This is a genomic window from Mycolicibacterium monacense (assembly GCF_010731575.1).
Lineage (GTDB): Bacteria > Actinomycetota > Actinomycetes > Mycobacteriales > Mycobacteriaceae > Mycobacterium > Mycobacterium monacense.
The window spans coordinates 3,172,107-3,198,735 of sequence record NZ_AP022617.1 but is presented as its reverse complement, the minus strand read 5'-3'; the positions used below and the strand labels follow the sequence as shown (position 1 = coordinate 3,198,735).

General features: G+C 67.0%; 27 protein-coding genes and 1 other RNA gene. 21 read left to right on the top strand and 7 right to left on the bottom strand.

Annotated elements, in window-relative coordinates; all coding sequences use genetic code 11:
- Window positions 1-11 precede the first annotated feature (11 nt).
- Window positions 12-590 carry a TetR/AcrR family transcriptional regulator gene (locus G6N49_RS15400; protein WP_049771536.1) on the bottom strand — a complete coding sequence of 193 codons (579 nt, stop codon included), beginning with the start codon at window positions 588-590 and terminating at the stop codon, window positions 12-14.
- A gap of 292 nt (window positions 591-882) precedes the next feature.
- On the opposite strand from G6N49_RS15400, the gene G6N49_RS15395 reads away from it, so the two are divergent.
- A complete protein-coding gene (locus G6N49_RS15395) occupies window positions 883-1,857 on the top strand; it encodes an esterase family protein (protein ID WP_041309526.1) in 975 nt (324 codons plus the stop codon).
- A 19-nt stretch (window positions 1,858-1,876) separates the two neighbouring features.
- Here the strand turns inward: G6N49_RS15395 and G6N49_RS15390 are convergent, their stop codons facing one another.
- Entirely contained in the window at window positions 1,877-2,875 is a 999-nt protein-coding gene (locus G6N49_RS15390; protein ID WP_083044628.1) for an acrylyl-CoA reductase family protein, read from the bottom strand.
- Between the two features lie 73 nt (window positions 2,876-2,948).
- On the opposite strand from G6N49_RS15390, the gene G6N49_RS15385 reads away from it, so the two are divergent.
- From G6N49_RS15385 to G6N49_RS15360, 6 genes are all read left to right on the top strand, one after another.
- Entirely contained in the window at window positions 2,949-3,176 is a 228-nt protein-coding gene (locus G6N49_RS15385; RefSeq protein ID WP_131811353.1) for a hypothetical protein, read from the top strand.
- Window positions 3,177-3,248: 72 nt separating this feature from the next.
- Complete coding sequence (locus G6N49_RS15380) at window positions 3,249-3,815, top strand: dihydrofolate reductase family protein (RefSeq protein WP_011855176.1); 567 nt, start codon at window positions 3,249-3,251, stop codon at window positions 3,813-3,815.
- Window positions 3,816-3,854: 39 nt separating this feature from the next.
- Window positions 3,855-4,388, top strand: coding sequence for a hypothetical protein (locus G6N49_RS15375; RefSeq protein WP_234789172.1), 534 nt, complete (start codon window positions 3,855-3,857; stop codon window positions 4,386-4,388).
- 123 nt (window positions 4,389-4,511) lie between these two features.
- Window positions 4,512-5,906, top strand: coding sequence for a PepSY-associated TM helix domain-containing protein (locus G6N49_RS15370; protein ID WP_011855178.1), 1,395 nt, complete (start codon window positions 4,512-4,514; stop codon window positions 5,904-5,906).
- Complete coding sequence (locus G6N49_RS15365) at window positions 5,903-6,385, top strand: copper chaperone PCu(A)C (protein ID WP_011855179.1); 483 nt, start codon at window positions 5,903-5,905, stop codon at window positions 6,383-6,385. Before G6N49_RS15370 ends, G6N49_RS15365 begins: the two co-directional genes overlap by 4 nt.
- Complete coding sequence (locus G6N49_RS15360; protein WP_083044699.1) at window positions 6,378-7,562, top strand: Dyp-type peroxidase; 1,185 nt, start codon at window positions 6,378-6,380, stop codon at window positions 7,560-7,562. Before G6N49_RS15365 ends, G6N49_RS15360 begins: the two co-directional genes overlap by 8 nt.
- A 4-nt stretch (window positions 7,563-7,566) precedes the next feature.
- On the opposite strand, the gene G6N49_RS15355 is transcribed toward G6N49_RS15360, so the two are convergent.
- From G6N49_RS15355 to hisN, 3 genes are all read right to left on the bottom strand, one after another.
- Window positions 7,567-8,781, bottom strand: coding sequence for an acyl-CoA dehydrogenase family protein (locus tag G6N49_RS15355; protein WP_011559010.1), 1,215 nt, complete (start codon window positions 8,779-8,781; stop codon window positions 7,567-7,569).
- 19 nt (window positions 8,782-8,800) lie between these two features.
- Window positions 8,801-10,216: an acyl-CoA dehydrogenase family protein gene (locus tag G6N49_RS15350; protein WP_064876454.1), complete on the bottom strand. Its 1,416-nt coding sequence runs from the start codon at window positions 10,214-10,216 to the stop codon at window positions 8,801-8,803.
- Between the two features lie 146 nt (window positions 10,217-10,362).
- Entirely contained in the window at window positions 10,363-11,160 is a 798-nt protein-coding gene (gene hisN, locus G6N49_RS15345) for a histidinol-phosphatase (RefSeq protein WP_083044627.1), read from the bottom strand.
- A 24-nt stretch (window positions 11,161-11,184) separates the two neighbouring features.
- Here hisN and G6N49_RS15340 point away from each other — a divergent pair, with 24 nt between their 5' ends.
- Complete coding sequence (locus tag G6N49_RS15340; RefSeq protein WP_041925007.1) at window positions 11,185-11,541, top strand: hypothetical protein; 357 nt, start codon at window positions 11,185-11,187, stop codon at window positions 11,539-11,541.
- Between the two features lie 27 nt (window positions 11,542-11,568).
- Window positions 11,569-11,763 (top strand): hypothetical protein, encoded by a 195-nt coding sequence (locus tag G6N49_RS15335; RefSeq protein WP_011855184.1) that lies wholly within the window; start codon window positions 11,569-11,571, stop codon window positions 11,761-11,763.
- Between the two features lie 6 nt (window positions 11,764-11,769).
- Here G6N49_RS15335 and G6N49_RS15330 read toward each other — a convergent pair whose 3' ends face one another.
- On the bottom strand, window positions 11,770-13,146 hold the full coding sequence (locus G6N49_RS15330) for an FAD-dependent oxidoreductase (protein ID WP_083044626.1): 1,377 nt from the start codon (window positions 13,144-13,146) through the stop codon (window positions 11,770-11,772).
- Window positions 13,147-13,329: 183 nt separating this feature from the next.
- Between G6N49_RS15330 and prfB the strand changes: the two genes are divergently transcribed.
- From prfB to G6N49_RS29860, 11 genes are all read left to right on the top strand, one after another.
- A complete protein-coding gene (gene prfB / locus G6N49_RS15325; RefSeq protein ID WP_011559015.1) occupies window positions 13,330-14,445 on the top strand; it encodes a peptide chain release factor 2 in 1,116 nt (371 codons plus the stop codon).
- A complete protein-coding gene (locus tag G6N49_RS15320; protein ID WP_011559016.1) occupies window positions 14,435-15,394 on the top strand; it encodes a mechanosensitive ion channel family protein in 960 nt (319 codons plus the stop codon). Before prfB ends, G6N49_RS15320 begins: the two co-directional genes overlap by 11 nt.
- Complete coding sequence (locus G6N49_RS15315; protein WP_011559017.1) at window positions 15,391-15,876, top strand: Rv3103c family proline-rich protein; 486 nt, start codon at window positions 15,391-15,393, stop codon at window positions 15,874-15,876. Before G6N49_RS15320 ends, G6N49_RS15315 begins: the two co-directional genes overlap by 4 nt.
- A gap of 40 nt (window positions 15,877-15,916) precedes the next feature.
- Window positions 15,917-16,606: a cell division ATP-binding protein FtsE gene (gene ftsE / locus G6N49_RS15310; RefSeq protein WP_011559018.1), complete on the top strand. Its 690-nt coding sequence runs from the start codon at window positions 15,917-15,919 to the stop codon at window positions 16,604-16,606.
- A complete protein-coding gene (ftsX, locus tag G6N49_RS15305) occupies window positions 16,607-17,500 on the top strand; it encodes a permease-like cell division protein FtsX (RefSeq protein WP_011559019.1) in 894 nt (297 codons plus the stop codon). It abuts the gene before it with no gap.
- Between the two features lie 3 nt (window positions 17,501-17,503).
- On the top strand, window positions 17,504-18,010 hold the full coding sequence (smpB, locus tag G6N49_RS15300) for an SsrA-binding protein SmpB (RefSeq protein ID WP_011559020.1): 507 nt from the start codon (window positions 17,504-17,506) through the stop codon (window positions 18,008-18,010).
- Window positions 18,007-18,852 carry a DMT family transporter gene (locus tag G6N49_RS15295; RefSeq protein ID WP_083044625.1) on the top strand — a complete coding sequence of 282 codons (846 nt, stop codon included), beginning with the start codon at window positions 18,007-18,009 and terminating at the stop codon, window positions 18,850-18,852. The genes smpB and G6N49_RS15295 overlap by 4 nt, the downstream gene beginning before the upstream one ends.
- Before the next feature lie 57 nt (window positions 18,853-18,909).
- Window positions 18,910-21,255, top strand: coding sequence for a putative bifunctional diguanylate cyclase/phosphodiesterase (locus G6N49_RS15290; RefSeq protein ID WP_011559022.1), 2,346 nt, complete (start codon window positions 18,910-18,912; stop codon window positions 21,253-21,255).
- Window positions 21,256-21,335: 80 nt separating this feature from the next.
- Window positions 21,336-21,703, top strand: a transfer-messenger RNA (tmRNA) gene (ssrA, locus tag G6N49_RS15285).
- Between the two features lie 103 nt (window positions 21,704-21,806).
- The gene (locus G6N49_RS15280; RefSeq protein ID WP_011559023.1) at window positions 21,807-22,757 is read left to right on the top strand and encodes a tyrosine-type recombinase/integrase; all 951 of its coding nucleotides are present in this window, start codon (window positions 21,807-21,809) and stop codon (window positions 22,755-22,757) included.
- A gap of 430 nt (window positions 22,758-23,187) precedes the next feature.
- Entirely contained in the window at window positions 23,188-24,030 is an 843-nt protein-coding gene (locus G6N49_RS29860) for a PAS domain-containing protein (protein ID WP_407665040.1), read from the top strand.
- Here the strand turns inward: G6N49_RS29860 and G6N49_RS15265 are convergent.
- Window positions 23,992-25,130 (bottom strand): IS3 family transposase gene (locus tag G6N49_RS15265; protein WP_085975375.1). Its coding sequence is split into 2 segments (ribosomal slippage): window positions 23,992-24,860 and window positions 24,860-25,130, totalling 1,140 coding nucleotides; the frame shifts between segments, so codons are not numbered across the junction. The genes G6N49_RS29860 and G6N49_RS15265 overlap by 39 nt on opposite strands.
- A gap of 215 nt (window positions 25,131-25,345) precedes the next feature.
- Here G6N49_RS15265 and G6N49_RS15255 point away from each other — a divergent pair.
- A complete protein-coding gene (locus G6N49_RS15255) occupies window positions 25,346-25,957 on the top strand; it encodes a response regulator (protein WP_041309529.1) in 612 nt (203 codons plus the stop codon).
- The last annotated feature ends 672 nt before the right edge of the window (window positions 25,958-26,629 follow it).

Sequence of the window (26,629 nt, the reverse complement as noted above, 5' to 3'; positions counted from 1 at the left end):
GGAATGCGGGCTCAGCGGCGCAGCATGAGCTCCAGGAACCGGTCGCGCCGGGAGGCCTGGCCCGCCTCAGGGGTGGGGCCGGACAGATGGATGAAGCCGACTCCCGCGGCGAAGATCGCGTTCGCCCGCAGGTCGGCGTCCTCTTCGTCGAACCCGTCATCCAGCAGCGCCCGTCGCAGCCTGCCCACCAACGCCCGGTCGGCCGCCCGCATGCTCGCCGCGACGGCCTCGTCGCTGCGCGCCCACTCCCGCATCGCGCGTTCCATCGTCCAGTGGGGCGCGCTGACCAGTTCCGACATCATCTGCGACAGGCGTTCTCGCGGCGGCAGACCGGCCATGTCGTCCAGCCGCCTGCAGTCCTCGTCGCGCAACCGCCCCCACGCGGCGACCAGAGCGGCGCGGTAGGCAGGCATATCGTCGAAATGCCAATAGAAACTGCCCTTGGTCACGCCCAGCCGGTCACAGAGACGGTCGACCTTGAGCGCCGCCAACCCCTCCTCGGCAACGATCACGTAACCCTGGTGTATCCAGTCGTCGACGGAAAGCCGCCCGCCGCCGGACGAACGAGGCCTCGGCATGGCCGTCGACATTAGCCGTATCCGCAGGTGACGCGCCGTCGACCGAGATTCTGCGGAACCCCAGTTCACCTCAGCTTTTTAGTCGCGACGGCCCTGCCTGCGCATTTATGGGGTTTTCTCAGTTAAAGGGCCATGTTTTACTCAGTGCGCAACAACTGAATTCTCTCGGTCCGCTCTCCACCGCACCGGTGAGCAGAGCGGGCGCGGACAACGCAGTGCAGAAAATCGCTGCGGTGCCAAAGGCGACTGTGTCCGCTCGGGCGGGCGTGATACGCGGTTAACCGGAAGATGGATGGATTGCTTCATGACGATCGTTGACAAGATTCGAGGCCATTGGGCACGCCGATTCGCGGTGGCCGCCGTCGTGGCGGCACTGCTTCCAGGCGTGGTAGGCCTCACCGGTGGTTCGGCACTCGCGGGAGCCTTCTCGCGGCCCGGGTTGCCGGTTGAGTACCTGATGGTCCCCTCACCGTCGATGGGACGTGACATCAAGGTCCAGTTCCAGAGCGGTGGCCCCGGATCTCCTGCGGTCTATCTGCTCGACGGGCTGCGTGCCCGTGAAGACTTCAACGGCTGGGACATCGAGACCCAGGCCTTCGAGTGGTACCTCGACTCTGGCTTGTCGATCGTGATGCCCGTCGGCGGGCAGTCCAGCTTCTACACCGACTGGTACGCGCCGGCCTGCGGTAAGGCCGGCTGCCAGACCTACAAGTGGGAGACGTTCCTGACCTCCGAGCTGCCGAACTGGCTTGCCGCGAACCGCGACGTCAAGCCCACGGGCAGCGCCGCGGTCGGTCTGTCGATGGCCGGATCGGCCTCGCTGATCCTGTCCATCTACCACCCCCAGCAGTTCATCTACGCCGGCTCCCTGTCCGGCTTCCTGAACCTGTCAGAGGGCTGGTGGCCGTTCCTGGTCGGCCTGTCGATGGGTGACGCCGGCGGCTACAAGTCCGAACCGATGTGGGGTCCGGGTGGAAGTGAGGCCTGGCTGCGCAACGACCCGATGGTCCAGATCGACAAGCTCGTCGCCAACGGCACGCGGATCTGGGTCTACTGCGGTAACGGGAAGCCCGGCGAACTGGGTGGTGGCGGACTGCCGCAGGAGTTCCTCGAGAGCCTGACAGTGCGCACCAACCGCACCTTCCAGGAGCGCTACATCGCGGCCGGCGGACAGAACGGTGTGTTCAACTTCCCGCCGTCCGGCACGCACACATGGCAGTACTGGGGCCAGCAGCTCCAGCAGATGAAGCCCGACCTGCAGCGCGTGCTGCTGGGCTGAGGCCGGTGAGGGCCGGCGGTCAGAAGCCGCCGGCCACCCGTACCACTGCCCGGCCGGAATACCGGCCGGCCCGCACCTCGTCGATCACCTCCACGACGTCCTTGACGTCGACGTCGTGGGAGAGGTCGGCGAGGTGCGGTGGTTTGAGGGAGCCGCCGAGCCTGGCCCACAGTTCGCGCCGCGGACCGATCGGGAGCAGAACCGAGTCGATGCCGAGCAGTGCGGCGCCACGCAGGATGAAGGGCATCACGGTCGTGTTGAGCGCCGGGCCTCCGGTCAACCCGCTGGCCGCCACCGCACCGCCGTAGGCGAGCGTGCTCAGCACGTCGGCGAGGGTGGCGCCGCCGACGCAGTCCACGGCACCGGCCCAGCGGGCCTTGCCCAGGGGACGGGGTTTGGCATCCGGATCCTCCGGGAGCCGGCCGATCACCTCTGCCGCGCCCAGTGCGCGGAGCAGGTCGGCCTGTTCGGGTTTCCCGGTCGAGGCAACGACGTGATAGCCGAGCGCCGACAGCAGGTCCACGCTGACCGACCCGACCCCTCCGCTGGCGCCGGTCACGACGATGGAACCGTCGTCGGGGCGGATGCCGCGCTCGGTCAGCGCCTCCACGCTCATCGCGGCGGTGAACCCGGCGGTGCCGATCGCGGCGCCCTCCCGCGGGCTCAAATCGCCGAGCGCCACGACCTGATCCGCGGGCAGCCGGGCGAACTCCGCGTAACCGCCGTGCTTTCCGGTGCCGATGTCGTAGCCGTGGGCCAGTACCAGGTCGCCCACGCCGAACTCGTCGCTCTGCGAGGCCACCACCTCACCGGTCAGATCGATGCCGGGCACGATCGGATAATCGCGGACCACACCGCCCTTGGCCGTCACCGCGAGCGCGTCCTTGAAGTTCACACTCGAGTAGTGCACCCGGATCGTCACCTCGCCCGGTGGCAGCGCGGATTCCTCCAGAGTCTCTACCGCGGTGTCGATCTGGTCGTCCGACTGCCGCGCCACCAGCGCCTGAAAACTGTTCATGGTCGTTCACGCTAGTCAGCTGCGGTGACCGGCCGGCGTAAACTGGGCAGACACCCAAGAGGAGGTGTGAGCCATGAAGAAAATCCTCATCTCGTTGGCCACGCTCGCGGTGTCGGGAGGAATCGCACTCACCGGGGCGGGAAGCGCCCAGGCCGACGATGACCCCGGACTGTGCTGGAACGGCTGGATCTGGAGCGCCTGCGTATCAGGACCCGGCTGGTATGACTGGACGCCGTGGAACCACTGGAATCCCGGACATGGGCCTGGGGATATTTATCACGGCGGTAAACACTGGAAGTAGCCAGAACGGCACCGGCTCTCCGACACTCTGATTCCGGCGCTGAGTTCTGCCCTCCGGTGCAGTCTGATCTGCATGGGCAAACTCATCTATGGCTTCAACGTGTCGGTGGACGGGTACATCGCCGATGCACAAGGCGATATCGACTGGTCCGATCCGAGCGAAGAACTGCACCAGTACTGGAACGACTTCGAGCGGGAGACCACCCTGGCGTTCTACGGGCGGCGGCTCTACGAACTGATGTCCGCGTACTGGCCGACCGCCGACAAGACCCCGGACGCCACCCCTCTGATCGTCGACTTCGCCCACATCTGGCGCGGTATGCCCAAGGTCGTGTTCTCGCGCACCCTCGAGTCCGTCGACTGGAACTCTCGCCTGGAACGCGGCGACCCGGTCGAGGTGGTGACGAGGCTGAAAGCCGAAACCGACGGCAACCTGGAAGTGGCCGGTGCGACGCTGGCCGCACCGATCGTGCAGGCCGGACTGGTGGATGAGTACCGGATCGTGCTCGCGCCCGTCGCCGTGGGCGGCGGCACCCCGTTCTTCCCGACGCTGCCCTCATGGATTTCGCTGCGACTGTTGGAGAACCGCACCTTCCCGTGCGGCACGGTCCTGCTGCGCTACGAGGCCAAACACGACTGATCGGACGGTGCGGCGAACCAGGACGGTATTGTTCGGCCGGTGAGCACGGTGACCTCCCGCGCCGGCGCCCTGTGCGGCGTGCTGGTCGGTGCGTGCTCGGGTCTTTTCGCGATGGCCGCCCACGCGTTGGCCGGCGGTGACGTGCCCACCGGCCCCACCCTGGTGCTGGTCGCACTGGTCTGCGCGGCGGTCGGGGCCTTCGCGGGTGCCAACGATCGGGCGCAGGCCGCCGGACTCATCGCCGCGGTGGGGGCGGGGCAACTGCTCACTCATATCGTGTTGGCGGTGACCGCCGGTCACCACGGCGGCGGCCACGAGGTGCTGCCGTCGGCGCCCATGATGCTCGCCCACGCGCTGGCGGCCGTCGCGCTCGGCCTGCTCATCTGTCTCGTCGGCCACCTGTACCGGGTCTGCGCATCGGTCCTGTGCTGGTTGACGCTCACCCTGGTGCACCGCGGCCGTCCGTCGGCGCCGCGCCGTCACCGCACGACATCGATTGTCGTGCAACTACTTCTGCTTCGTTCCGGGCTGGGAATGCGGGCACCGCCGTCGGCGGTGTCGTTCGGCGGCTGAGGCCGCACCGCTTCTCACACGCCTGCACCTTCTGCGGGCGCGCCCGTCAGCGCGTCGACTCGCGCTGACGTTCCGTGGCGCGACGACGTTCGTGCCACCACCTCGGACGAAAGCTCTTCACGCATGACGACCACACCCGAGGGTCGGCTCGACCCTCCTGCCCGAACGACCCACGACCCTTCCGCCGTCGCCGCGCTGCTGCGCCGACTGCACTTCTACGCCGGCGTATTCGTCGGCCCGTTCCTGTTGATCGCCGCGGTGAGTGGCGGACTGTATGCGATCGCGCCGTCGCTCGAACAGTTCGTCTATCGCGACTACCTCCACGTCGACACCGCCGGTGACCGGGTTCCGGTCGCCGAGCAGATCCGGGCCGCCCAGGCGGTGCGCCCCGATCTGACGGTCACTGCCGTCCGGCCCGCCGGGGAACCCGGTGCCACGACGCGGGTCCTGTTCGACGATCCGACACTCGGTGAATCCGAGCGCCTGGCCGTGTTCGTCGACCCCGTCACCGCCCAACCGCTCGGCGAACTCGCCGTCTACGGCAGCAGCGGCGCGCTGCCGCTCCGGACCTGGATCGACCAACTGCACCGCAGCCTGCATCTCGGCGAACCCGGGCGGGTGTACAGCGAACTGGCCGCCTCGTGGCTGTGGGTGATCACGCTGGCGGGCGTGTGTCTCTGGGGCGCGAGGGCCCGGCGGGGGAGTCGGTTGTTCACCGTCGACCCGACAGCGCGGGGCCGCGCCCGGACCCTCAATTGGCACGGCGCCGTCGGCGGGTGGATCGCCTGCGGTCTGTTGTTCCTGTCGGCGACCGGGTTGACCTGGTCGCATTATGCGGGCGACAACATCGCTGCGTTGCGGGCGGCGCTTTCCTGGACGACGCCGACCGTGTCGACGGCGGTGGACGCCTCGGGGCATGCGGACCACGGCGGCCACGTCGTGTCGACCGGCGCCGCGCCGCGGGTCGACGAGGTCGACCGGGTGCTGCGCTCGGCGCAGGACGTCGGTGTCGGAGGCCATGTGGAGGTGTCGATTCCGGCGGGCACCGACACCGCGTTCACCGTGACCCAGACCCGGCAGCCGTGGGTGATGTCGAACAACGCCGTCGCCGTCGACGGATCCACCGGTCGGGTGACCGACACCTCGTGGTTCGCGGACTGGCCACCGGCCGCGAAGCTGGCCGCCTGGGGGATCCAGCTGCACATGGGTCTGCTGTTCGGTCTGGTCAACCAGCTGGCTCTGGCGGCGTTGGCGGCGGCGCTGGTCACGGTCATCGTGCGCGGATACCTGATGTGGTGGCGCCGACGCCCCACCCGCGGCGCCGGCCCGGTCGGAGATCCGCCCGAACGTGGTGTCCTGCGCGGTATTCCACCGGCAGCGGCGGTGGTGACTTTGGGTCTGGCCGCCGCGGTCGGCTGGTTCGTCCCGCTGTTGGGGCTGAGCCTGGTCGGTTTCCTGGTCGTCGATGCAGTGATCGGGTTCGCGCGGCGGCGCAGCGGAGCGGAGGTGACCCGATGAGGGCATCGCTGACGGCGTTCGTGCTCGCGGCGGGCCTGCTCGTCGGCTGTTCGGGCGGTGGGCGACCCCCGACGGATGCGGCGGCCGTGCACGTGCACGACGCGTGGGTCAAAGCGGCCGACGGCGGGATGACGGCCGCGTTCGCGCACCTGAACAACGGCGCCGACCGGGAGGTGCGCATCACCTCGGCGACCACCCCGGCCGCCGCGCGGGTCGAATTGCACGAGGTGGTCCGAGACGGCGGAATGCCGACGATGCAGCCGAAACAGGGCGGGATCGCGCTGCCCGCCGGCGCGGACGTCGAACTGGTACCCGGTGGGGACCACCTGATGCTGATGGACCTGACGGCACCGTTGACACCCGGCTCGGACGTCGAGATCACCGCGACGTTCGACGACGGTTCGACGCTGCCAATCACCGCACAGGTGCGCGAATTCCCCGGCGCCGACGAACATTACGGCGGTGGCCACCATGGGTGAGCGGTTCAGCCGCCGCGCACTGCTCGGCGCGGGGGCCGCCGCCGCGGGGATCGCCGGGGTGGGGTTGACGGCGACGGCGGGCGCCCGCGGTCTGGGGCCCGCGGCCGTCGCCACCGAGCCCTTTCACGGCGTGCACCAGGCCGGAATCGCCACGCGCCCACAGGCATACACGACGCTGGTCGCACTGGACCTGCGTACGGGGCATACCGACCGCGCGACGCTGCGGTCGATCATGAGGTTGTGGAGCGAGGACGCAGCGCGACTGACCCAAGGGCTACCGGCGCTGGCCGACACCGAACCCGAACTCGCCGCCGATCCCGCACGGCTCACGGTCACCGTCGGCTACGGTCCGGAGCTCTTCGACGCCGTCGGGCTGACCGCCCACCGGCCCGCAACGCTGCGGCCGTTGCCGAGCTTCGCCGTGGACCGTCTCGAATCCCGTTGGTGCGGTGGGCATCTGCTGCTGCAGCTGTGCGGCGACAACCTGCTGACGCTCAGCCACGCCTACCGCGTGCTGACCAAGAACGTGCGGACGATGGCCGCAATCCGCTGGATTCAGCGTGGCTACCGCGCCCCGGCGGGTCCGTCGCCGGCAGGCACGTCGATGCGCAACGTCATGGGTCAGGTCGACGGGACGGTCAGCCTCGACGGCGCGGCACTGGACGACCACGTCTGGTGTTCGGGTTCGGACCAACCGTGGTTTGCCGGCGGCACCGTCCTGGTACTGCGACGGATCCGCGCCAAGATGGACACATGGGATCAGGTGGACCGGCACTCCAAGGAGTTGTTCGTCGGCCGCAGACTAGGCAACGGGGCGCCGCTGACCGGATCTCGCGAGCACGACGAACCCGATTTCGCCGCCGCCGTCAACGGAATCCCCGTCATCCCGGAGAACTCGCACATCGCACTCGCCCGGCATCGCTCCGACGCAGAACGGTTCCTCCGTCGGCCGTACAACTACGACGACACACCACCGGTCGGCCAGATCTCCGACAGCGGACTGCTGTTCCTCGCCTACCAGCGTGACCCGGCCAGCCAGTTCGTCCCGGCTCAGCAGCGGCTGTCCGACGCCGATGCGCTCAACCCGTGGATCACGCCCGTCGGATCGGCGGTGTTCGCGATTCCGCCTGGCGCACCCGAAGGAGGTTACCTGGGCCAGCAGCTACTCGAAATGTGAACGGCTACTTCAGTTGTGCCGACGTCAGGCCGAGCAGGCGGCGGGCCACCACGAGCTGCTGGATCTGCTGAGTGCCCTCGAAGATGTCGAGGATCTTGCTGTCGCGCGCCCACTTCTCCAGCAGGCTCTCCTCGGAATAGCCGACGGTGCCTGCCATCTCGACCACCTTCAAGGTGATGTCGCTGCCCACCCGGGCCGCCTTGGCCTTGGCCATCGACGCCTCCTTGGAGTTCGGGATGGCGTTGTCGGCCTGCCATGCCGAACGCACGGTCAGCAGATAACCTGCCTCCCAATCCGCCTCGAGCCGAAGGAATTCCGCTGCCGCGGCGCTCTGGGCGTGGGCGGGTTTGTCGTAGGAGATCTCGACGCCGGCGTCGGTCAGGATCTTGCGGAGCTCCTCGAGCGCGGCGCGCCCGATGCCGACGGCCATCCCCGCCACCACCGGCCGGGTGTTGTCGAAGGTCTCCATGACCCCGGCGAAACCCTTTTCGACGTGGATCTCCGGATCGCCGAGGAGGTTGTCCTTCGGGATGCGGGCGTTGTCGAAGCGGATCACCGCGGTGTCGGAGGCCTTGATACCCAGCTTGTCCTCGAGCCGCTCGACCGTCACGCCGGGATGGTCACGCGGGACGATGAACGATTTGATCGCCGCCCGTCCCAGCGACTTGTCCAGGGTGGCCCAGACGACGATGTGGGTGGCACGCGAACCCGCGGTGACGAAGATCTTCTCGCCGTTGATGACGTATTCGTCGCCCTCGAGCCGGGCCGTGGTCGACACCGCCGCGGAGTCCGAACCGAAACCCGGTTCGGTGATGGCCATGGCGGCCCACACACCCTTGCCGAGCCGTTCGAGCTGTTCGTCGGTCGCGACCCCGGAGATCGCCGCGTTGCCCAGGCCCTGGCGGGGCACCGACAGCATCAGCCCCACGTCACCCCAGCTGATCTCGGTGACGTTGAGGACCGCGGACATGTTGCCGCCGTTGACGTTTCCCTTGGGGCCGTCCTCGGCGTCGCGGAACGCCTCGGCGCCCGCGAACGAGATGGTGTTGGCCTCGGAGATGCCCTCGAACAGGGTGGCCAGGGTGTCCAGCTCGACCGGGTAGTCGTGCTCTCTGAGGTCGTATTTGCGCGAGATCGGCCGCAGCATCTCCGCGGCGCCCTGGTGGGCCTTCTCGATGACCGCGTGCAGCTTCTTCGGCAGTTCCAGGTTGATTGCCATGACAGGATCCGTTTCTGACTTAGAGGACCACGACGCCCTCGGCGACGCCGATCACGCGCAGATCGCGGTACCAGCGTTCGACGGGGTGTTCCTTGGTGTATCCGTGACCGCCGAGCAGCTGGACGCCGTCGAGGCCGATCTGCATGCCCTTGTCCGTGCCGAGTCGCTTGGCGAGCGCGGCCTCCCGGGCGTAGGGCAGACCCTGTTCGGCGCGCGATGCGCCCCGCCAGGTGATGAGGCGCAACCCGTCGAGTTCGATGGCGATGTTGGCGCACATGAACGCCACCGCCTGACGATGGGCGATCGGCTCGCCGAACGCGTGCCGCTCCTTGACGTAGGGGACCACGTAGTCGAGCACCGCGTGTGACGTGCCGACGGCCAGCGCCGCCCAGCCGAGCCGGGACAGGGCGATCGCCTCGCGATAGTTCCGTTCGATTTCGGGCGCGGGCGCCTCAACTTCGCCGAGCCGGTTGCCCAGCGGTACCGCCACGTTGTCGAGTTCCACCCGGCCCAGCGCGGCAGCGCGCACACCCATGCTCGGATCGGGGGTGACGGTCAGCCCCTCGGAGGCCGACTCGACGATGAACATGGCCGGTCTGCCGTCTAGCTGCGCGGCGATGATGAAGACCTCCGCGTCGGCGGCGGCGGGAACCAGCGACTTGGTTCCGGTCAGCCGGTAGCCGCCCGGAGTGCGGACGGCTGTGGTCGTGAGCGCGGTCGGGTCGAACAGCGGGCGCGGTTCGGCGATCGCCAGACAGGCCTGCGGCACGTTCTCGCCCGCGAATGCGGGCAGGTAGGTGGCCTGCTGATCGGCGCTGCCCCAGTGGGTGAGCGCTGCGGCCACGCCGCCGGGCGCGAGGATCGGCAGGGCCAGGCCCATGTCGCCGTAGGCGAGCGCCTCGGCCACCAGCGCGTTGGTGATGGTCGAACGGTGTTCGGCGATGCCCTCGAAGTCCTCGGGGATGTTCACCGCGGTGATACCCAGTTCCGCGGCCTTCGCGATCAGGTTCGGCGGGTAGGCCGCCGCTGCGTCGGCGTCATGGGCGGCCGGGCGCAGGACTTCCTCGGCGAACTCCTTGACGGTCTCGACGATCATCTTCTGGTCGTCATCGGGGGTCAGGTCGAAGTAGTCCGACCCCTTCGGCGCGCTCGCCAGGCGGGTGGGCGGCTTTCCGAGGCCCTGGATCCGCTTGAACTGCCGGGTCGAGGCGCCTGCTGCCGAGAACACCTGCTTGACGCCGTACTTGAGTCCTCGGTTGAACGGATCCCGCAGGTTGTAGCGGTCGAGGAATTCCTGGCCCACCAGCGGGGTGATCAGCGCCAGGCCGATGTCGGTCGGCGTCCGCTTGTGCCGCTGCAGGCCGACCGCGCTCTCCTTGCCGGCGCGCTTGGGACGGGCTGAGGTGCCGTTCTTGGACGGCAGGGTGTTGGTCATTCCAGCTGCCTCACTTGGTCGGGGCGATGGCCATGACCGTATCTTACTCCGGAGTAAGGTCGGCGCGGCGTGTTAGTTAGTTCACACCTGTTCACCGAAGGGCAGGGTGCTGTGGATGCAGTGGCCGAGGGCCTCGGAAAGTCCCCTCAACGCGAGAGGTGGCCCAGCGCCGCGTCGTGGAGCAGGCCGTTGGAGGCGACCACGCTGCCTCCGTGCGGACCCGCCGCGCCGTCGAGATTCGTGAACGTCCCACCGGCCTCGCGCACGAGAATGTCGATCGCGGCCAGATCCCACAGCGACACCTCGGGTTCGGCCGCGATGTCCACCGCCCCCTCGGCCAACAGGCAGTAGGAGAAGAAGTCGCCGAACCCTCGGACGCGCCAGACGGCGTCCGTGAGGTCGATGAACCGGTCTCGCAGACCGCGCTTGGCCCACCCGGACAGGCTGGAGAACGACAGGCTGGCCGAATCCAGTTCGGCCACCTTCGACACCGACAGCCGCCGCGGCGACTCGCCGGAGACCGTGACGAAGGCGCCCAGCCCGTCGGCCGCCCACCAGCGACGGTGCAGGGCGGGCGCGCTGACCACGCCGACCACCGGCACCCCGTCGTGCAGCAGCGAGATCAGCGTCGCCCAGATCGGGACGCCCCGCACGAAGTTCTTCGTCCCGTCGATCGGGTCGATCACCCACTGCCGGCCGCTGAAAACAGCTGTGCCACCGAACTCTTCACCGAGGACCGGGTCGTCGCCGCGCTCCCCGGCGAGTGCGCGCCGCAGATCGTTCTCCACGGAACGGTCGGCGTCGGTCACGGGCGTGAGATCGGGTTTGGTCTCGACGTGGAGGTCCAGTGCGCGGAACCGGTCGACGGTGACGGCGTCGGCATGGTCGGCGAGCCGCAACGCCAACGCCAGATCGTCGGCCACGCTGGAGGAACCGGTGCTCATGTCTGCAAGTCCTACCATGGCCGTGTGTGGGAATTCGCTGTGCTCCTGTTGTTGATCGGGGCGATCGCCGTGCTGGCCGCGCCGTGGATCATGCGGAGCCGGGGTCCGCGAGGCGAACTCGCTCAGGGGACTCTGCTGGTGACCGGCGTCAGCCCCCGTCCGGATGACGTGACGGGGGAGCAGTTCGTCACGATCTCCGGGGTCATCAACGGCCCGACGGTCGACGAGCACGTCGTTTATCAACGCATGGCCGTCGACGTGAACAACTGGCCGACGATGGGCGCGTTGTTCCCCGTCGTGTACTCGCCGAAGAACCCGGACAACTGGAACTTCGCACCGCCGGAGCCGACCGACGGACCACTGCCGCCGCCCCCGAACTAGGCGGCGTGGCGGAAGGCAGCCAGTTCGATGCCGATCCGCACCTCGAGGTCGGCCCTCCGCGGTCGCGCCGTCGACCTGACCACCGAGGGCGGCGCCGAGAGCATCGACGAGATCTCGCACAAGTACCTGGGCACGCCCTACCCCAACTTCACCGGCAGGCCGGAGATCCGCGTCATCGTCACGGTCGAAGCCGACCGCGTGACACCTCCGCCGGGCGAGTGACTCGGCTCAGCCGTGCCCGATGCGGAGGAGTTCGGCCACGCTCGTCAGCTTCACCCGCGGCCGTCCGGCCGTCTGCCCGGCCGACCGTTCGTGCTCGTCGATCAACTTCCAGTGGTCGTCGGTGACCAGCTTGGGTTGACGGGACACCAGCCACTCCACCAGCCGGTCGGAGTGGTCGTCACCGAAGTCGGCCAGCGAGGCGCCACGCAGGTCGCCGACGACCGTGTCGACCGTCGCCTGCGAGTCCTTCTTGTTGCTGCCGATCACCCCGGACGGTCCGCGCTTGATCCAGCCGACCACGTACTCGTTGCGCCGGCCGTCGATGCGGCCGTCGGTGTGCGGAATCGTCCCGCTGCGTTCGTCGAACGGCAGACCCGGAGTAGGCACCCCGCGGTAGCCCACCGCGCGGACCACCAACTGCGCCGGCAGTTCCTCCCGTTCGCCGGTGTCCTTGGCGACCACCCGCCCGTTGTCGTCGACGAGTTCGTTGCGTCCCAACACGATCGACTCGACGTGCTCGCGGCCCTTGATCTCGATGGGCGACGTGCGGAACCGGAACACGATCCGCCGCGTGGCGCCGCGCGGTGGACGTTCGGCGTAGCCGCGTAGGACCTTGACGTTCTGTTTGACGGTTTTGCCTGCCGCCTCGAGTTCGTCATCGGTGATGTCGGCGAGATCGGCGGGGTCGACGATGACGTCGACGTCGCCGAGCCCCTCGAGGTCGCCGAGTTCGCGGAGTTCGAGCGTGGTGAACGTGGCCTGCCGGGGTCCGCGCCTGCCGATGACGACGACCTCCTCGACGCCACGCCGGTGCAGCGATTCGAGTGCGTGGTCGGCGATGTCGGTGCGGGACAGCGCCTCGGGATCGGTGACGAGGATCCGGGCGACGTCGAGTGCGACGTTGCCGTTGCCCACCACGATCGCGCGGCCGGTCGACAGGTCGGGCCCCATCTGCTCGAAGTGCGGATGGGCGTTGTACCAGCCGACGAAGTCGACGGCCGCAACGCTGCCCGGAAGGTCCTCGCCGGGAATGTTCAGTGCGCGGTCGGACTGCGCGCCGACCGCGTACACCACCGCGTCGTAGCGCTCGGCCAACTCCTCGGGGTGCACATGCTCACCGACGGCGATGTTGCCGAAGAACCGGAAGCGCGGGTCGCCCGACGTCTTGTCGAACTGCGCGCTGATGGACTTGATCTTCGGATGGTCGGGCGCGACGCCCGAGCGCACGAGACCCCAGGGGGTCGGCAGCATCTCGAGCATGTCGACGCGGACATCGCGGTCGGCGTCGTCGCTGTCGGCGAATTTCAGCAGGGAGGATGCGGCGAAGTAGCCGGACGGGCCGGAACCGACGATCGCCACGTGATACGGGCGCTTCTGGGGCATGTGAGGGTGCCTTCTGTCGCTGCCCGACCACGCGCAAGGGGCTGTCGCGACGCGGCCGGACTGGTTACCCGTCCGACTCTAAACGCGACGGCTTCGCGCCGAGGGCAAGTCGCGACGAACTCGCCGGTGCCGCGGCGGGCGGGCCCGCGACCGGCCGTACCGCTGCCGGTACCCTGAGTCTCCGTGGATCCTGACCGTCAAGCCGATATCGCCGCCCTCGCCGCCACCCTCACGACGGTGGAGCGGGTGCTCGACGTCGACGGTTTGCGGGACCGCATCCAGAAGCTCGAACAAGAGGCCTCCGATCCGAATCTCTGGGACGACCAGAGCCGCGCCCAGAAGGTCACCAGCGAGCTCTCGCACGCCCAGAATGAGCTGCGGCGCGTCGAGGAACTGCGGCAGCGCGTCGAAGACCTCCCGGTGCTCTACGAGATGGCCGCGGAGGAAGAGGGGCAGGACGCCGAGAACGCCGGTGCCGAGGCGGACGCCGAACTGGCCAAGTTGCGCGTGGACATCGAGGCGATGGAAGTCCGCACCCTGCTCTCCGGCGAATATGACGAGCGCGAGGCCGTCGTCACCATCCGGTCCGGCGCAGGCGGTGTGGACGCCGCCGACTGGGCCGAGATGCTGATGCGGATGTACATCCGCTGGGCCGAGCAGCACGACTACCCGGTCGAGGTGTTCGACACCTCCTACGCCGAAGAGGCCGGCATCAAGAGCGCCACCTTCGCGGTGCACGCCCCGTACGCCTACGGCACCCTGTCGGTGGAGCAGGGCACCCACCGTTTGGTGCGCATCAGCCCGTTCGACAACCAGAGCCGGCGTCAAACGTCGTTCGCCGACGTCGAGGTGCTTCCGGTGGTCGAGACCACCGACCACATCGATGTCCCCGAAACCGACCTGCGCGTCGATGTGTACCGCTCCAGCGGGCCGGGCGGGCAGTCGGTGAACACCACCGACTCGGCGGTCCGGCTGACCCACATCCCGACAGGGATCGTGGTCACCTGCCAGAACGAGAAATCCCAGCTGCAGAACAAGGTCGCGGCGATGCGGGTGTTGCAGGCGAAGTTGCTGGCGCGCAAGAAGCAAGAGGAACGTGCCGAGCTCGACGCGCTCAAGGGCGACGGCGGGAGTTCGTGGGGCAACCAGATGCGGTCCTACGTGCTGCACCCCTATCAGATGGTCAAGGACCTGCGCACCGAGTACGAGGTCGGCAATCCGAGCGCGGTGCTCGACGGCGACATCGACGGCTTCCTCGAAGCGGGGATCCGCTGGCGGAACCGGCGCGATGACGACTAGCACGACGCTGGCAATCGGTTTCGCCGAAGGGTGGCACGACTTCTGGCACGGTGACATCGGCGTCTGGGTGATGACCCGGGGCCTGCAGATCGCGCTCCTGGTCATCGGCGCGCTGCTCGGCGCCCGCTTCATCAACTGGGTCGCACGGCGCGTGACGCGGCGGATCGACGCGGAGTACCAGGAGAGCGATCAGCTGGTGCGGTCCGAGAGCGCCAAACACCGGCAGGCGGTGGCCTCGGTGATCTCCTGGGTGTCGATCGCAGTCCTGTTCGTCGTCGTCGGTATGCAGATCACCGCGGTGCTCAACATCCCCGTCGGTTCGCTGGTCGCCCCCGCCGCCGTCCTCGGCGCGGCGCTCGGCTTCGGTGCGCAGAAGCTGGTCCAGGATCTGCTGGCCGGATTCTTCATCATCACCGAACGCCAGTACGGCTTCGGTGACCTCGTGCAGCTGAACATGATCGGCGCCACCGACGCCGCCGAGGGCACCGTCGAAGAGGTCACGCTGCGGGTGACCAAACTGCGCACCAGCGAAGGCGAGGTGTTCACGGTCCCGAACGGCAACATCGTCCGCTCGTTGAACATGTCCAAGGACTGGGCGCGCGCGGTCGTCGACATCCCGGTGCCCACGACAGCGGATCTCAACGACGTCAACGAACTGCTCCATCGGGTCGGTGAAGACGCGATGGATGACGTCAAGCTGAGCGCACTGCTCCTCGACACTCCGCAGTTGATGGGCGTCGAGAGCATCGAGGTCGACACCGTCAACCTGCGGATGGTCGCGCGCACCTTGCCGGGCAAGCAGTTCGAGGTCGGCCGCCGGCTCCGGATCCGGATCATCGCCGCCCTCACCAGGGCCGGCATCGCGACCAAGGACCACACCCCCAAGGTCGACACGATCGCGGGCCACGGTGAGGCCCCACCGCAGAGTCGCACGGAGTCGAGGCAGTGATCCTCCGACGGCTACTGCGCTTCATGCAGAACGACAAACGTGTGTGGCCCCGCTACATGCCGGGCGGCCGGGTGCGGACCTCCACGCTGGGTCTCATCGTGGCGTTCATCGCGCTGTTCTGGCTGTACCAGGTCTACGAGCCGCCGGTCCGGCCGGCGCAGAACCCCGCCCAGCAGGTCGTGCCACCCGGGTTCGTGCCCGATCCCGACTACACCTGGGTGCCCCGCACCCAGGTGGAGGCGCCTGTGACAACCACCTGGCGACCCCCGCGGACGTCCACGACCACCACCACCCCGACGACCACCAGCCCGACCGAGACCCCGACGACGACCACGCCGACGTCACCGACCACGACGCCCCCGTCGACCACCGTGATCGACCCGGACGGTCCCGGTTTGCTGCCGCCACGGACCATCACCGAGACACCGGCGCCAGGGGCCGGGCCGCTGCCCTCGCCCGGCCTGCCGCCCCCGCTGCCGTAACCGGGCACCGGTCGGCACCCCGCTACACTGGCGAGCCGTGATGATCACCCTCGACCACGTGACCAAGCAGTACAAGTCCTCGGCGCGACCCGCGCTGGACAACGTGTCACTCCAGATCGACAAGGGTGAGTTCGTGTTCCTCATCGGGCCGTCCGGGTCGGGCAAATCGACGTTCATGCGCCTGCTGCTGGCGGAGGACACCCCGACCTCCGGGGACATCCGGGTGTCGAAGTTCCACGTCAACAAGCTGCCCGGACGGCAGATCCCGAGCCTGCGTCAGGTGATGGGCTGCGTCTTCCAGGATTTCCGGCTGCTGCAGCAGAAGACGGTGTTCGAGAACGTCGCATTCGCGCTGGAGGTCATCGGGAAGCGAGCGGAGGTGATCAACCGGGTGGTGCCCGAGGTGCTCGAGATGGTCGGGCTGTCGGGGAAGGCCAACCGCCTGCCCGCCGAGTTGTCCGGCGGCGAGCAGCAGCGGGTGGCCATCGCCAGGGCGTTCGTGAACCGGCCTCTGGTGCTGCTGGCCGACGAGCCGACCGGGAACCTCGACCCGGAGACGAGTAAGGACATCATGGATCTGTTGGAGCGCATCAACCGCACGGGAACGACCGTGTTGATGGCGACCCACGACCATCACATCGTCGACTCGATGCGCCAACGCGTGCTCGAACTCGAGTTGGGCCGCCTGGTCCGCGACGAGCAGCGCGGTGTCTACGGAATGGATCGCTAAGTGCGCTTTGGGTTTCTGATCAATGAGGTTCTGACCGGACTTCGTCGCAACGTCACGATGACGATTGCGATGATCCTGACGACCGCAATCTCCATCGGCCTGTTCGGTGGCGGTCTGCTGGTCGTGCGGTTGGCCGACAACTCGAAGGACATCTACCTCGACCGGGTGGAGAGCCAGGTCTTCCTGACCCCGGAGGTCTCGGCGAACGATCCGACCTGCGACGAGGACCCGTGCCAGAGTCTGCGGACCCAACTGGAGGAGCGGACCGACGTCCAGTCCGTCGTGTTCCTCAACCGCGACGACGCCTACGACGACGCGATCCGAAAGTTCCCGCAGTACAAGGACGTTGCGGGCAAGGATGCGTTCCCCGCGTCGTTCGTGGTGAAGCTCGTCGATCCCGAGCAACACCAGGAATTCGACAAGGCGATGGTCGGACAACCCGGCGTCCAGGGGGTGCAGAACCAGAAGGACCTGGTCGACCGGTTGTTCGCGGTGCTCGACGGGTTGAGCAACGCCGCGTTCGCCGTGGCGCTGGTCCAGGCGATCGGTGCGGTGTTGCTGATCGCCAACATGGTGCAGGTGGCCGCCTACACGCGCCGCACGGAGGTCGGCATCATGCGATTGGTCGGCGCGAGCCGCTGGTACACCCAGCTGCCGTTCCTACTGGAGGCGATGCTCGCGGCCCTGATCGGTGTCGTCATTGCGATCGCCGGATTGGTGGTGGTCCGGGCGGCGTTCCTCGAAAACGCGCTCAACCAGTTCTATCAAGCCAACCTGATCGCCAGGATCGACTACGCGGACATCCTGTACATCTCGCCGATCCTGTTGATCGTGGGCGTCGCGATGGCCGGTGTCACCGCATACGTCACGTTGCGCCTGTACGTGCGAAGGTAGATCGTGGCAGCCAAGAAGGCCGGGAAGGCCGGGGCGACCAAGGACCGCAACAACCAGGTCGTCGCCAGTAACCGCCGGGCCCGGCACAACTACGCGATCCTCGACACCTACGAGGCCGGCATCGCCCTGATGGGAACCGAGGTCAAGAGCCTGCGCGACGGACAGGCGTCGCTGGCCGACGCCTTCGCCACCGTCGACGACGGTGAGATCTGGCTGCGCAACCTGCACATCCCGGAGTATCAGCACGGCAGCTGGACGAACCACGCGCCGCGGCGCAATCGCAAGCTGTTGCTGCATCGGCGCGAAATCGACAACCTCATCGGCAAGATCCGCGACGGCAACCTGACCCTGGTGCCGCTGTCGCTGTACTTCACCGGCGGCAAGGTCAAGGTGGAGTTGGCGCTGGCCCGCGGTAAGCAGGCCCACGACAAACGGCAGGACCTGGCGCGACGCGACGCCGAGCGCGAAGTGGTCCGTGAGCTCGGGCGCCGGGCCAAAGGCATGTCCTGACCGGGATTCTCTTCGCGCTGGCCTCCGCCGCCGGCTACGGGGTCAGCGACTTCGTCGGCGGGATCGCGTCGCGACGGGTCGCCGCGCTGCGGGTGGTGCTGATCTCCTATCCGATCGCGATGGTGTTGCTCGCGGTGTTGGCCGTGGTGGTCGGCGGCGAGATCTCGCAGGGCGCGCTCATGTGGGGTGCCCTGTGCGGGGTGTCCCAGGGCTTCGGCGTGTGGTGGTTCTACGCCGCGCTGGGCTCCGGTCCGATCTCAGTGGTGTCGCCGCTGACCGCGGTGCTGGTGGCCGGTCTGCCGGTCGCGGTCGGACTGGCGCTGGGGGAGCGGCCCGGATTGCTCGCCGCGGTGGGGATCCCCGTGGCCCTGGTGGCGGTCGTCCTGGTGAGCCGGGAGGCGACCGACGAGGACGTCCGCACCCACCGGTTCACCAAGAGGGTCGCGTGGCTGACGGTCGGTTCGGGTATCGCGTTCGGGTTGAACTTCGTGTTGATCGACCAGGCGCCGCCCGCGGCGGGGCTCTGGCCTCTGGTGTTCGCACGGGTGGCCGCGACCGCCCTGGTGGTGCTCATCGCGGCGATCAGCGGAGAGATGAAGGCGCCGACGGGGGTGCCGCTGAAGTTGGCGGTTCTGGCCGGTGTGCTCGACACGGGCGCGAACGTGGCCATGCTGCTCGCGCTGCAGGCATCGCTGCTGTCGCTGTCCGGAGTGCTGATGTCGCTCTATCCGGCGGCGACGGTGCTCTTGGCGATCGTGGTCCTGCGGGAGCGGGTGACACGCTGGCAGGGGTTGGGTATGGCGCTGGCGCTCGGTGCGGTCGCGATGATCGCCGCAGGATAGCAGTTTGCCCGGTTCGAAAGAACTTGTGACGTCCCGGAACCTTCGCGGCGGGATCGGATGTGCTGGCGTGGCATCATGGGGTGGTTGCCAGCAAACTGCGGGGGGTCTGTGTCGGTCAAGAGTGCGCAGTGGCGGCTGATGGTATTTGCTGTCGTCGCGGTCCTGGCGTGGGTGAACGCGCTGGCAATTTTCGGCGACGATGTCGCGCGGCGGGTGGCGGTGGTGCTGCAGGCGACGGCGGGCGTATCGGCGCTGGTCGCCGCGGTGCTGGTGGCGCGGAAGTCAGCCGGGGTCGCGCGGTGGTGGCGCTTGCTCGTGATCGCGGCGATGGGCAGTTGGCTGGTCGCCGAGATGGTGTGGTTCTTCGGTGGTGCCGGCCGCGGCGGTGACGAGGCTCATCCGGTAGCTGTCGTCGCCTACTTCCTGCCGCCGGTGCTGTCCCTGGCCGCGATGGTCGTTCTCGCCCGCGGCGGCGGTGGGTTGCGCGGCCGCCACAGCGGATTGCGTCATTCGCGGGTCGTCGCGGTGCTCGACGGGTTGGTGGCGGCGTCGGCCTTCTCGATCCTGGCGTTCATCGCCGGTCTCGGCGCGATGACGGGTGCCGCGCTGCCCCGTTCCCAGAGCGTGCCCGTCGTGGTCGCCTACTCGCTGCTGGAAGTGGTCGTCGTGGTGGTCGCGGCGCTGATGGCGATGGCGTACCGGCGCGACCGGCCCGATCGCGTGAACTACCTGCTCCTCTCGGGCGGGGTGCTGACGATCGCGGCGTCGGATCGGTTGATCGCCTATCTGCGCACCGTCGGTGCGGAGTCGGGCGACCTGTGGGCCGGTGTCGGCTTCACTCTGGGGCCGCTCATCATCGCGTTCGCGGTGCTGGAAGTACGACCGAAGCCAGTGACCGGCCGCGGTGAGGACGCGATGGACTGGTTGCAGGCGTTCCTGCCCTACATCGGGTTCCTGTGCATCATCGGGTTGCTGTCCTACCACCTGCTGATCGGCCGGGATATGCCCAAGCTGGTGATCGCGGTGGCGGTGGTGATGATCGCGCTCGTCACCGCGCGACAGGTGGTCGCGATGCGGGCCCAGCGACTGGTGACCAACCAGCTCTACGAGGCGCAACGCCGGCTCGCACACCAGGTGCACCACGACCCGCTCACCGGACTGCCCAACCGGGTGTTGTTCGCCAAACGGCTCGACGAGGCCATGCACGACGGGAAGTTCGTGCTGATCTTCGTCGACATCGACGACTTCAAAGAGGTCAACGACCAGTTCGGCCATGCGGCGGGCGACGATCTGCTCTGCGCGGTGGGCGAGCGGCTGCGCCGGTGCGTCGGACCGTCGGACACTCTGGCCCGCATCGGCGGCGACGAGTTCGCGATCCTGGTCGAGGGCGAACACGATGCGCCCGAGGTCGTCGCCGACAAGCTGCGGGTGGCGCTGCGGGATCCGTTCGCGGTGCACGGCTCGTCGGTGCGCGTGCGCGCGAGTATGGGACTGGTCCGGCCCTCGGTCGACGAACCGAACCCGACATCGGACGATCTGCTGCGCCAAGCCGACATCTCGATGTACGCAGGCAAGCGACTGGGCAAGGACACCGCGGTGGTCTACCGGCCGTCCTCGGGTGTCTCGGTCGACTTCCCCAGTGCGCTACGGCAGGCGGACGGCGGGGTGCCGAAGGGGTTTACCCTGGCGTATCAGCCGGTGGTCACCCTTCCGCACGCTGCGCCGGTCGCTGTCGAAGCGTTGGCGAGATGGACCGCGCCGAATGGGATGCAGATCTCGCCGGAGACCTTCGTCGCGGTAGCGGAAGGCGCCGGTCTGGGTGGGGCGCTCGACGCGATGGTGCTGGACCTGGCGTGTCGCGAGATGGAGGCGGCCGGACTCGACGTCGCCCTGCACGTCAACATCGGCGCGGCGCGGCTGGGCAACCGCGGATTCGAACAGCAGGTGGTGCGGACACTCGAGCGGCACGGCATCGAACCGGAACGGCTCGTACTCGAGATCACCGAGACCGTCCCGATCGTCGACCTGGCGAAGGGTGCGGCGGCCATCCGGCGGCTGCGCTCGTTCGGCGTGCAGGTCGCGCTGGACGATTTCGGCGCGGGCTTCAACTCGCTCAACTATTTGCACGCACTGCCGATCGACGTGGTGAAACTGGACCGCAGCCTCGTCGTCGGCGGCGAACCCGACCGCGACGTGGCGCTCTACCGGTCGGTGATCGGGCTGTGCGATGCGCTGGGACTCGACGTGATCGCCGAGGGGATCGAGTATCCCGAGCAGGCCGATACGGTGTTCGCCGCGGGATGCCGGATGGCCCAGGGGCACCTGTTCGGACGCGCGGTGCCGCTGAGCGAACTCGGCCGGGTGCTGTCCGCCGCGTGGGAAGAGGCCGTTCCCCGCCCGTGACCCGCGGAACAAAGGGGTGGAGGGCGGCGTTGCATCTCGCGTACCATTGATCTTCCTGCTGAAGGTCGGCAGGGATGCGAGGGGCTGAACGGTTTCGACTTCGCGCATCGAATCAAGGGAAGCGTGCCGGTGCAGGCAAGAGACCACCGTAAGCGTCGTTGCAACCAATTAAGCGCCGATACCAATCAGCGCGACTACGCTCTCGCTGCCTAAGCGAAGCTAGTCCGTCAGACCGGGAGCGCCCTCGGCCCGGATCCTGGCGTCAGCTAGAGGGACCCACCTTCAGGTCCGGTCGCGGGACCTGAAGGGACATCAAACAGCGACTGGGATCGTCATCCTGACTTGTTCGCGTGATCAGGAGATCCGAGTAGAGGCATAGCGGACTGCGCACGGAGAAGCCTTGAGGGAATGCCGTAGGACCCGGGTTCGATTCCCGGCAGCTCCACCGAATAGAAGCTGGTCAGAGCCCTAAAGCTCTGGCCAGTTTTCTTTTCCATCAACATCTCGTCAACATTGAGCGATATTCTGCTTCTGTGGCCTCGCTTCGGGAGATGACGCGCAAGGACGGCACCGGCTACGTCCAGGTGCTCTACCGACTCGACGGCAGACAGACTTCGATGTCTTTTGAAGACCTGAAGTCGGCGACGAAATTCAAGAAACTGGCCGATCGGTTCGGGCCGGCGAAGGCCCTCGAGGTGATCGGGACCGACCCAGAATTGTCGACGATGACGGTCGGGGAGTGGCTTGAGCACCACATCACCCATCTGACCGGAGTACGCAAGTCGACACTCTACGACTATCGGTCGTATGCCCAGAAGGACATCGGGCCGGTCCTCGGGGGCCTACCGCTTGCCGCGCTCTCCCGCGACGACGTCGCCAGCTGGATGCAGACGCTGGCGGATAAGGGCGCTTCGGGCAAGACGATCGCCAACAAACACGGGTTCCTATCGTCGGCGCTCAATGCCGCGGTGCGAGCCGGGCGCATACCGAGCAACCCCGCCTCGGGCCACCGGCTGCCGACTTCCGAGCGTAGGGAGATGGTCTGTCTGTCACGTGGGGACTCCGATATGTGGGACGACGAGGCTATCGACACCGAGCGCCAGCGAGAACAAGACCACGCGGCGTTGGCGCGGCTGCTTCAAGCGAGGGGCGAATCGCACGCGGCCGCCATCGTCGCGGTGTCGTACTACAGCGACGTATGCGTGGACAACTGGAACGGCGGCCAGTACGAGGCCTGTCTAGCCGTCCCTGCCGAGTTGTACGCTCAGGCCGGATCTGAATTCCGGGACGCGATCGACCAGCCATGCCAGGCCATTGTCGGCGAAGACTGCTACCGCAGCCTCAATATTTCCGTTCGCCGCTCCCCGGTCGAGCCGGAATGGATCGCCACCATCGTCAACGCGATTGACCGACGCTGGGTGGCGTCCGAGCGGGTCGATATCGAAGCACTTGGCCCGGCGCAGTGGCCCTCCAACTCAGTCCAACTGGTGCATAGGGGCTGAGCCACCAAGGCGAGAATAGAAGCGTGATGAACGACGAAATCCAACCGATCGAGTGGCTGCCGCGCTACTGTCGGTAGCGTTAGTCATCGAGGGACCTCCAATCGTGCCTCCACGACGTTACGTCCCAACGAGCTGCTCTCCTCGAGGCGGGTCTTCACAGCTGGCAGCGCGAACCTTCAGTCAAGAGAAAGCGCGTCGAATTACGCAACAGGACGCTTCTACCCCTCACCTTCGCGGCTCTCACGGCGTCAGCTTCTCGTACCAAGATGGACACCTGCACGCCGCCTCTGCAGCGACGCAAGCAATAGGCGGATGCTACAAGCGTCCACGGTGACTGACTTAACGGCGTGACGGCCGAATCTCGAGGAGACACTGCACGCGAGTCTCACAACGTGAGTCCACCTGATGACGACTCGGGTGGGTCGACGGCTTGCTTCTCGTCCTCAAGGGCTGCGAGATGGTCCTCGTTGGCCGCTTCCCAATGATCGTCAGCTGCCTGTTGATGGCGCCTGCTGTCGCGCACTCCGTCCATGACCGCCTGTTGGTGCAAGTTGGCGGCGTCCTCGTGGGCGCGTGCTGCCCGTTCGTGTTGTTCGGCCGCCACATGGTGGGCGTCTTGAGCCGATCGCAGCGATTCGTGGGCACGCTGCTGGGCCAGCTCCGCGCTTTCTTGGGAGGAGCCCCCACCCAAGGCGAGCGAAAGGCGGTTCCGCTGCAGTTCCGCAATTCGCCGGCGGATTGCGGCGCGACGCTTATCTCGATTCACGGTGGTCCATCACTAGGTCGGGCTGCTCCACCCTTGATGCTAACGATCGATCTTGTGAGGTGTAGCGATGCTATGGGTTCCTTCGATCAGGACGGGGCCGATTGCACAGGCATTTGCAGGAGGAAGGCCTCAACGAGTGGGTGGTGGCGCTTCTATTTCGCCGACGAGCGGTGGCAATGGTCGCCAGAAGTCGAACGAATCTACGGTTATCAGGCTCGAACGGCTCGGCCCACGACCGAGCTCGTTCTGTCACATAAGCACCCCGACGACTACGAACACGTGGCGGCGACACTCAAAGACATCCGCCGCTTGCACAATCCGTTTAGCACGCGCCACCGCATCGTCACCGTCCAAGGCGACACCCGAGACGTCATCGTGATCGGGGAACGCTTGCGCAAGAACTGCGGTAACACCATCGGTTTCTATATCGGCGTCACACTGAGGGGGACCCGTTTGGTGGTCCAGTCGTTATGCGACTTGGGGTTGATGGGTCGTGGTCCACTGTAGAGCGAACTCGGCTGGGGTGAGTTCGCCGTGGGCGGAGTGGGGTCGGTTGGCGTTGTAGTCGCGGCGCCAGTCCTCGATGATCACGCGGGCCTCCAGCAGGGAGTCGAAGCGCCACAGGTTGAGCAGTTCATCACGGAGCCTGCCGTTGAATGATTCGATCCAGGCGTTTTGCCATGGCGAGCCCGGATCTATGAAAAGTGAACCGGCACTGTTGAATCGGCACCAATCGGCCACGGCGTTCGCGACGAACTCGGGACCGTTGTCGAAGCGCACATAGTGTGGCGCCCCGTAGGTGAGGGCCAGGCGATCCAGCACGTCGACGACGCCGTCGGCGTTGATGGCGCGGTCGACCTCGATCGCGAGTGCTTCGCGAGTGAACTCGTCGATGACGTTGAGCATCTTCAGCGTGCGGCCATCGGCGGTGGTGTCGAACTGGAAGTCCATCGCCCAGATCACGTTCGGGCGGATCGGGGACATCGCACCCACGGCGACACCGATGCCGGTCAGCCGCTTCTTGCGGCGCCGCTGAGGCACCCGCAGGCCCTCCTCGCGCCACAGTCGGCGGATGCGCTTGTTGTTGGCCTTCCAGCCGGCACGGCGCGCCATCTTGGCGGCCCGGCGCCACCCCCACCGCGGGCGGTCGGTGGAAAACCGGCGCAGCCAGGCACGAAGCTCGGCCTCCTCGGTGGTGACCGGTGCCGGTGTCAGCCGCATCGTGGAACGGTGCAGACCGACGACGGTGCAGGCCCGGCGCTCAGAGACCCCGAACCGCTCACGCAGCGCTATGACCGCGCTGCGCTTGCGGTTCGGGGTTAGAAGTTTCCCGCCGAAATCTCCTTGAGCATGTCGATGTCGAGGGCCTGGTTGGCGACCAGCTTCTTGAGCCGGGCGTTCTCGGCTTCGAGTTCCTTGAGCCGTTTGGCCTCGTTGGCTTTCATGCCGCCGTACTGGGCAATCCAGCGGTGCCACGTCGACTCGGTGATCTCCAGATGCCGGCACACCTCAGCCAGTTCCTGGCCGGCACCGAGGAGCTTGTTGCCCTCGGCGAGCTTGCGGATGATCTGGTCCGGGGTGTGCCGCCGGCGCTTGTTCGTTGCCATGTCGTTGTCGATTCTTCCTTGCCCGCAAGCCGGGCGACAGAGTCGCATAACAACTGGACCACTCCGAAGGGCTCACCTCAACACCGTCACCGCAGTCCCGTGCCGCATTGGTGAGAGAAGCGGTCGCCGAATTCAAAGATCGCCGTGCTCATTGAGAAAGTCAACGGCATCTTGATGTTGGTCTACCGCATCGACGACGAGGCGATGACCAAGATCTGGTCCGCTCAGGCCTCCGGCGCATCTTAAGGCGGAAGGATGGGTTCAACATCGTCGCCGAGTGTTCCGATGGTGACGAAGTCGAAGTCGCTGTCGCGCAGCATCGTCCTGACGTCGTAGTGATGGACCTTCGGATGAAGCGCGTCGACGGGATTGAAGCGACCCGAAGACTCGCCCGTCACGAGGCGCCAACGGTTCTCGCCCTGACCACTTTCAACGAAGACAAGCTGCTGTCCGGGGCGCTGCGAGCCGGCGTGGCCGGCTTCGTGCTGAAAGATTCGTCTGCCGAGGAGTTGATCCGTGCGGTGCGGGCAGTCGCCAGAGGTGATAGCTACCTTGACCCGGCGGTAACGGCGCGAGTGCTCAACACATATCGCCGCGCGCCCGACATGCCGCGCGCACTTACATCCGTCGACCTCACCACCCGCGAACTGGACGTGCTGCGGCTGATCGGAAGAGGCTACTCCAACGCCGAAATTGCGACCGAACTCCACATTTCCGAAGTAACAGTCAAGAGTCACATCGGCCACATCTTCTTAAAGCTCGAATTGCGGGACAGGGCGGCGGCGATTGTCTATTCCTACGACCATGGCATCGTTGCGCCACAGTAGCCATTTCGTCTGAATATGCAGTCGACTGACCGAATAAGGGACGACAAACCTAGGCCCCTAGGGTTCGACTGCGATCTTGTAGGTGCTGACCGATTCGGGGCAGGTGTGAGCGCTTCCTGACCGTGTTGAAGGGCAAGGGCGCCGGTGAGCCGTTCCGGGTGCGACCGTGGCAGCTGGACATGCTTCGCCCCTTCCTGGACCCGGATCCACGTCCGGTGGCCGGCACAATCATGGGCCCGCGTGGACTGGGGCAAGGCGGGCATCTCCGCGGCGCTGGGGCCGGTTAGGACGATTACCGGTCCGGTCGGCAACGAGCCTCTATTTGTCGCGGTAGATGAGCGTGGCGGTTCTGCTGACCCCAGCAGCGCCGTGCGGTGAGGCGTTGCTTTCGCAGCAGCCATGACGGCGCGAGCTCACCAACGGTGATCGGGGCGACCGACGGGCGTATGAAATCTCCTGCTGCCTTGCGCACCTCGATTATCGCGGCGAGGTTCGTACACGACGAAAGCCGGGCGCCGGTGGCGTGTGCGATTTCGGACGCACGACCCTCTCGTATAAATATTCGGGAAAACCCTTCGAAGCTTCATAATCACGGTCGCAGCCTGTGGGTCTATCGCGAAGGGAGACCTTCGATGGCGACGGTAGGAACAGCTTCGCAGCCCGCCGCGTGGT

Excerpts from the sequence above, each read along its gene's own strand:
- G6N49_RS15400 (WP_049771536.1), bottom strand. The coding sequence starts at position 590 with ATGTCGACGGCCATGCCGAGGCCTCGTTCGTCCGGCGGCGGGCGGCTT.
- G6N49_RS15395 (WP_041309526.1), top strand. The coding sequence starts at position 883 with ATGACGATCGTTGACAAGATTCGAGGCCATTGGGCACGCCGATTCGCG.
- G6N49_RS15390 (WP_083044628.1), bottom strand. The coding sequence starts at position 2,875 with ATGAACAGTTTTCAGGCGCTGGTGGCGCGGCAGTCGGACGACCAGATC.
- G6N49_RS15385 (WP_131811353.1), top strand. The coding sequence starts at position 2,949 with ATGAAGAAAATCCTCATCTCGTTGGCCACGCTCGCGGTGTCGGGAGGA.
- G6N49_RS15380 (WP_011855176.1), top strand. The coding sequence starts at position 3,249 with ATGGGCAAACTCATCTATGGCTTCAACGTGTCGGTGGACGGGTACATC.
- G6N49_RS15370 (WP_011855178.1), top strand. The coding sequence starts at position 4,512 with ATGACGACCACACCCGAGGGTCGGCTCGACCCTCCTGCCCGAACGACC.
- G6N49_RS15365 (WP_011855179.1), top strand. The coding sequence starts at position 5,903 with ATGAGGGCATCGCTGACGGCGTTCGTGCTCGCGGCGGGCCTGCTCGTC.
- G6N49_RS15360 (WP_083044699.1), top strand. The coding sequence starts at position 6,378 with ATGGGTGAGCGGTTCAGCCGCCGCGCACTGCTCGGCGCGGGGGCCGCC.
- G6N49_RS15355 (WP_011559010.1), bottom strand. The coding sequence starts at position 8,781 with ATGGCAATCAACCTGGAACTGCCGAAGAAGCTGCACGCGGTCATCGAG.
- G6N49_RS15350 (WP_064876454.1), bottom strand. The coding sequence starts at position 10,216 with ATGACCAACACCCTGCCGTCCAAGAACGGCACCTCAGCCCGTCCCAAG.
- hisN (WP_083044627.1), bottom strand. The coding sequence starts at position 11,160 with ATGAGCACCGGTTCCTCCAGCGTGGCCGACGATCTGGCGTTGGCGTTG.
- G6N49_RS15335 (WP_011855184.1), top strand. The coding sequence starts at position 11,569 with ATGCCGATCCGCACCTCGAGGTCGGCCCTCCGCGGTCGCGCCGTCGAC.
- G6N49_RS15330 (WP_083044626.1), bottom strand. The coding sequence starts at position 13,146 with ATGCCCCAGAAGCGCCCGTATCACGTGGCGATCGTCGGTTCCGGCCCG.
- G6N49_RS15320 (WP_011559016.1), top strand. The coding sequence starts at position 14,435 with ATGACGACTAGCACGACGCTGGCAATCGGTTTCGCCGAAGGGTGGCAC.
- ftsE (WP_011559018.1), top strand. The coding sequence starts at position 15,917 with ATGATCACCCTCGACCACGTGACCAAGCAGTACAAGTCCTCGGCGCGA.
- G6N49_RS15290 (WP_011559022.1), top strand. The coding sequence starts at position 18,910 with ATGTGCTGGCGTGGCATCATGGGGTGGTTGCCAGCAAACTGCGGGGGG.
- G6N49_RS15280 (WP_011559023.1), top strand. The coding sequence starts at position 21,807 with ATGACGCGCAAGGACGGCACCGGCTACGTCCAGGTGCTCTACCGACTC.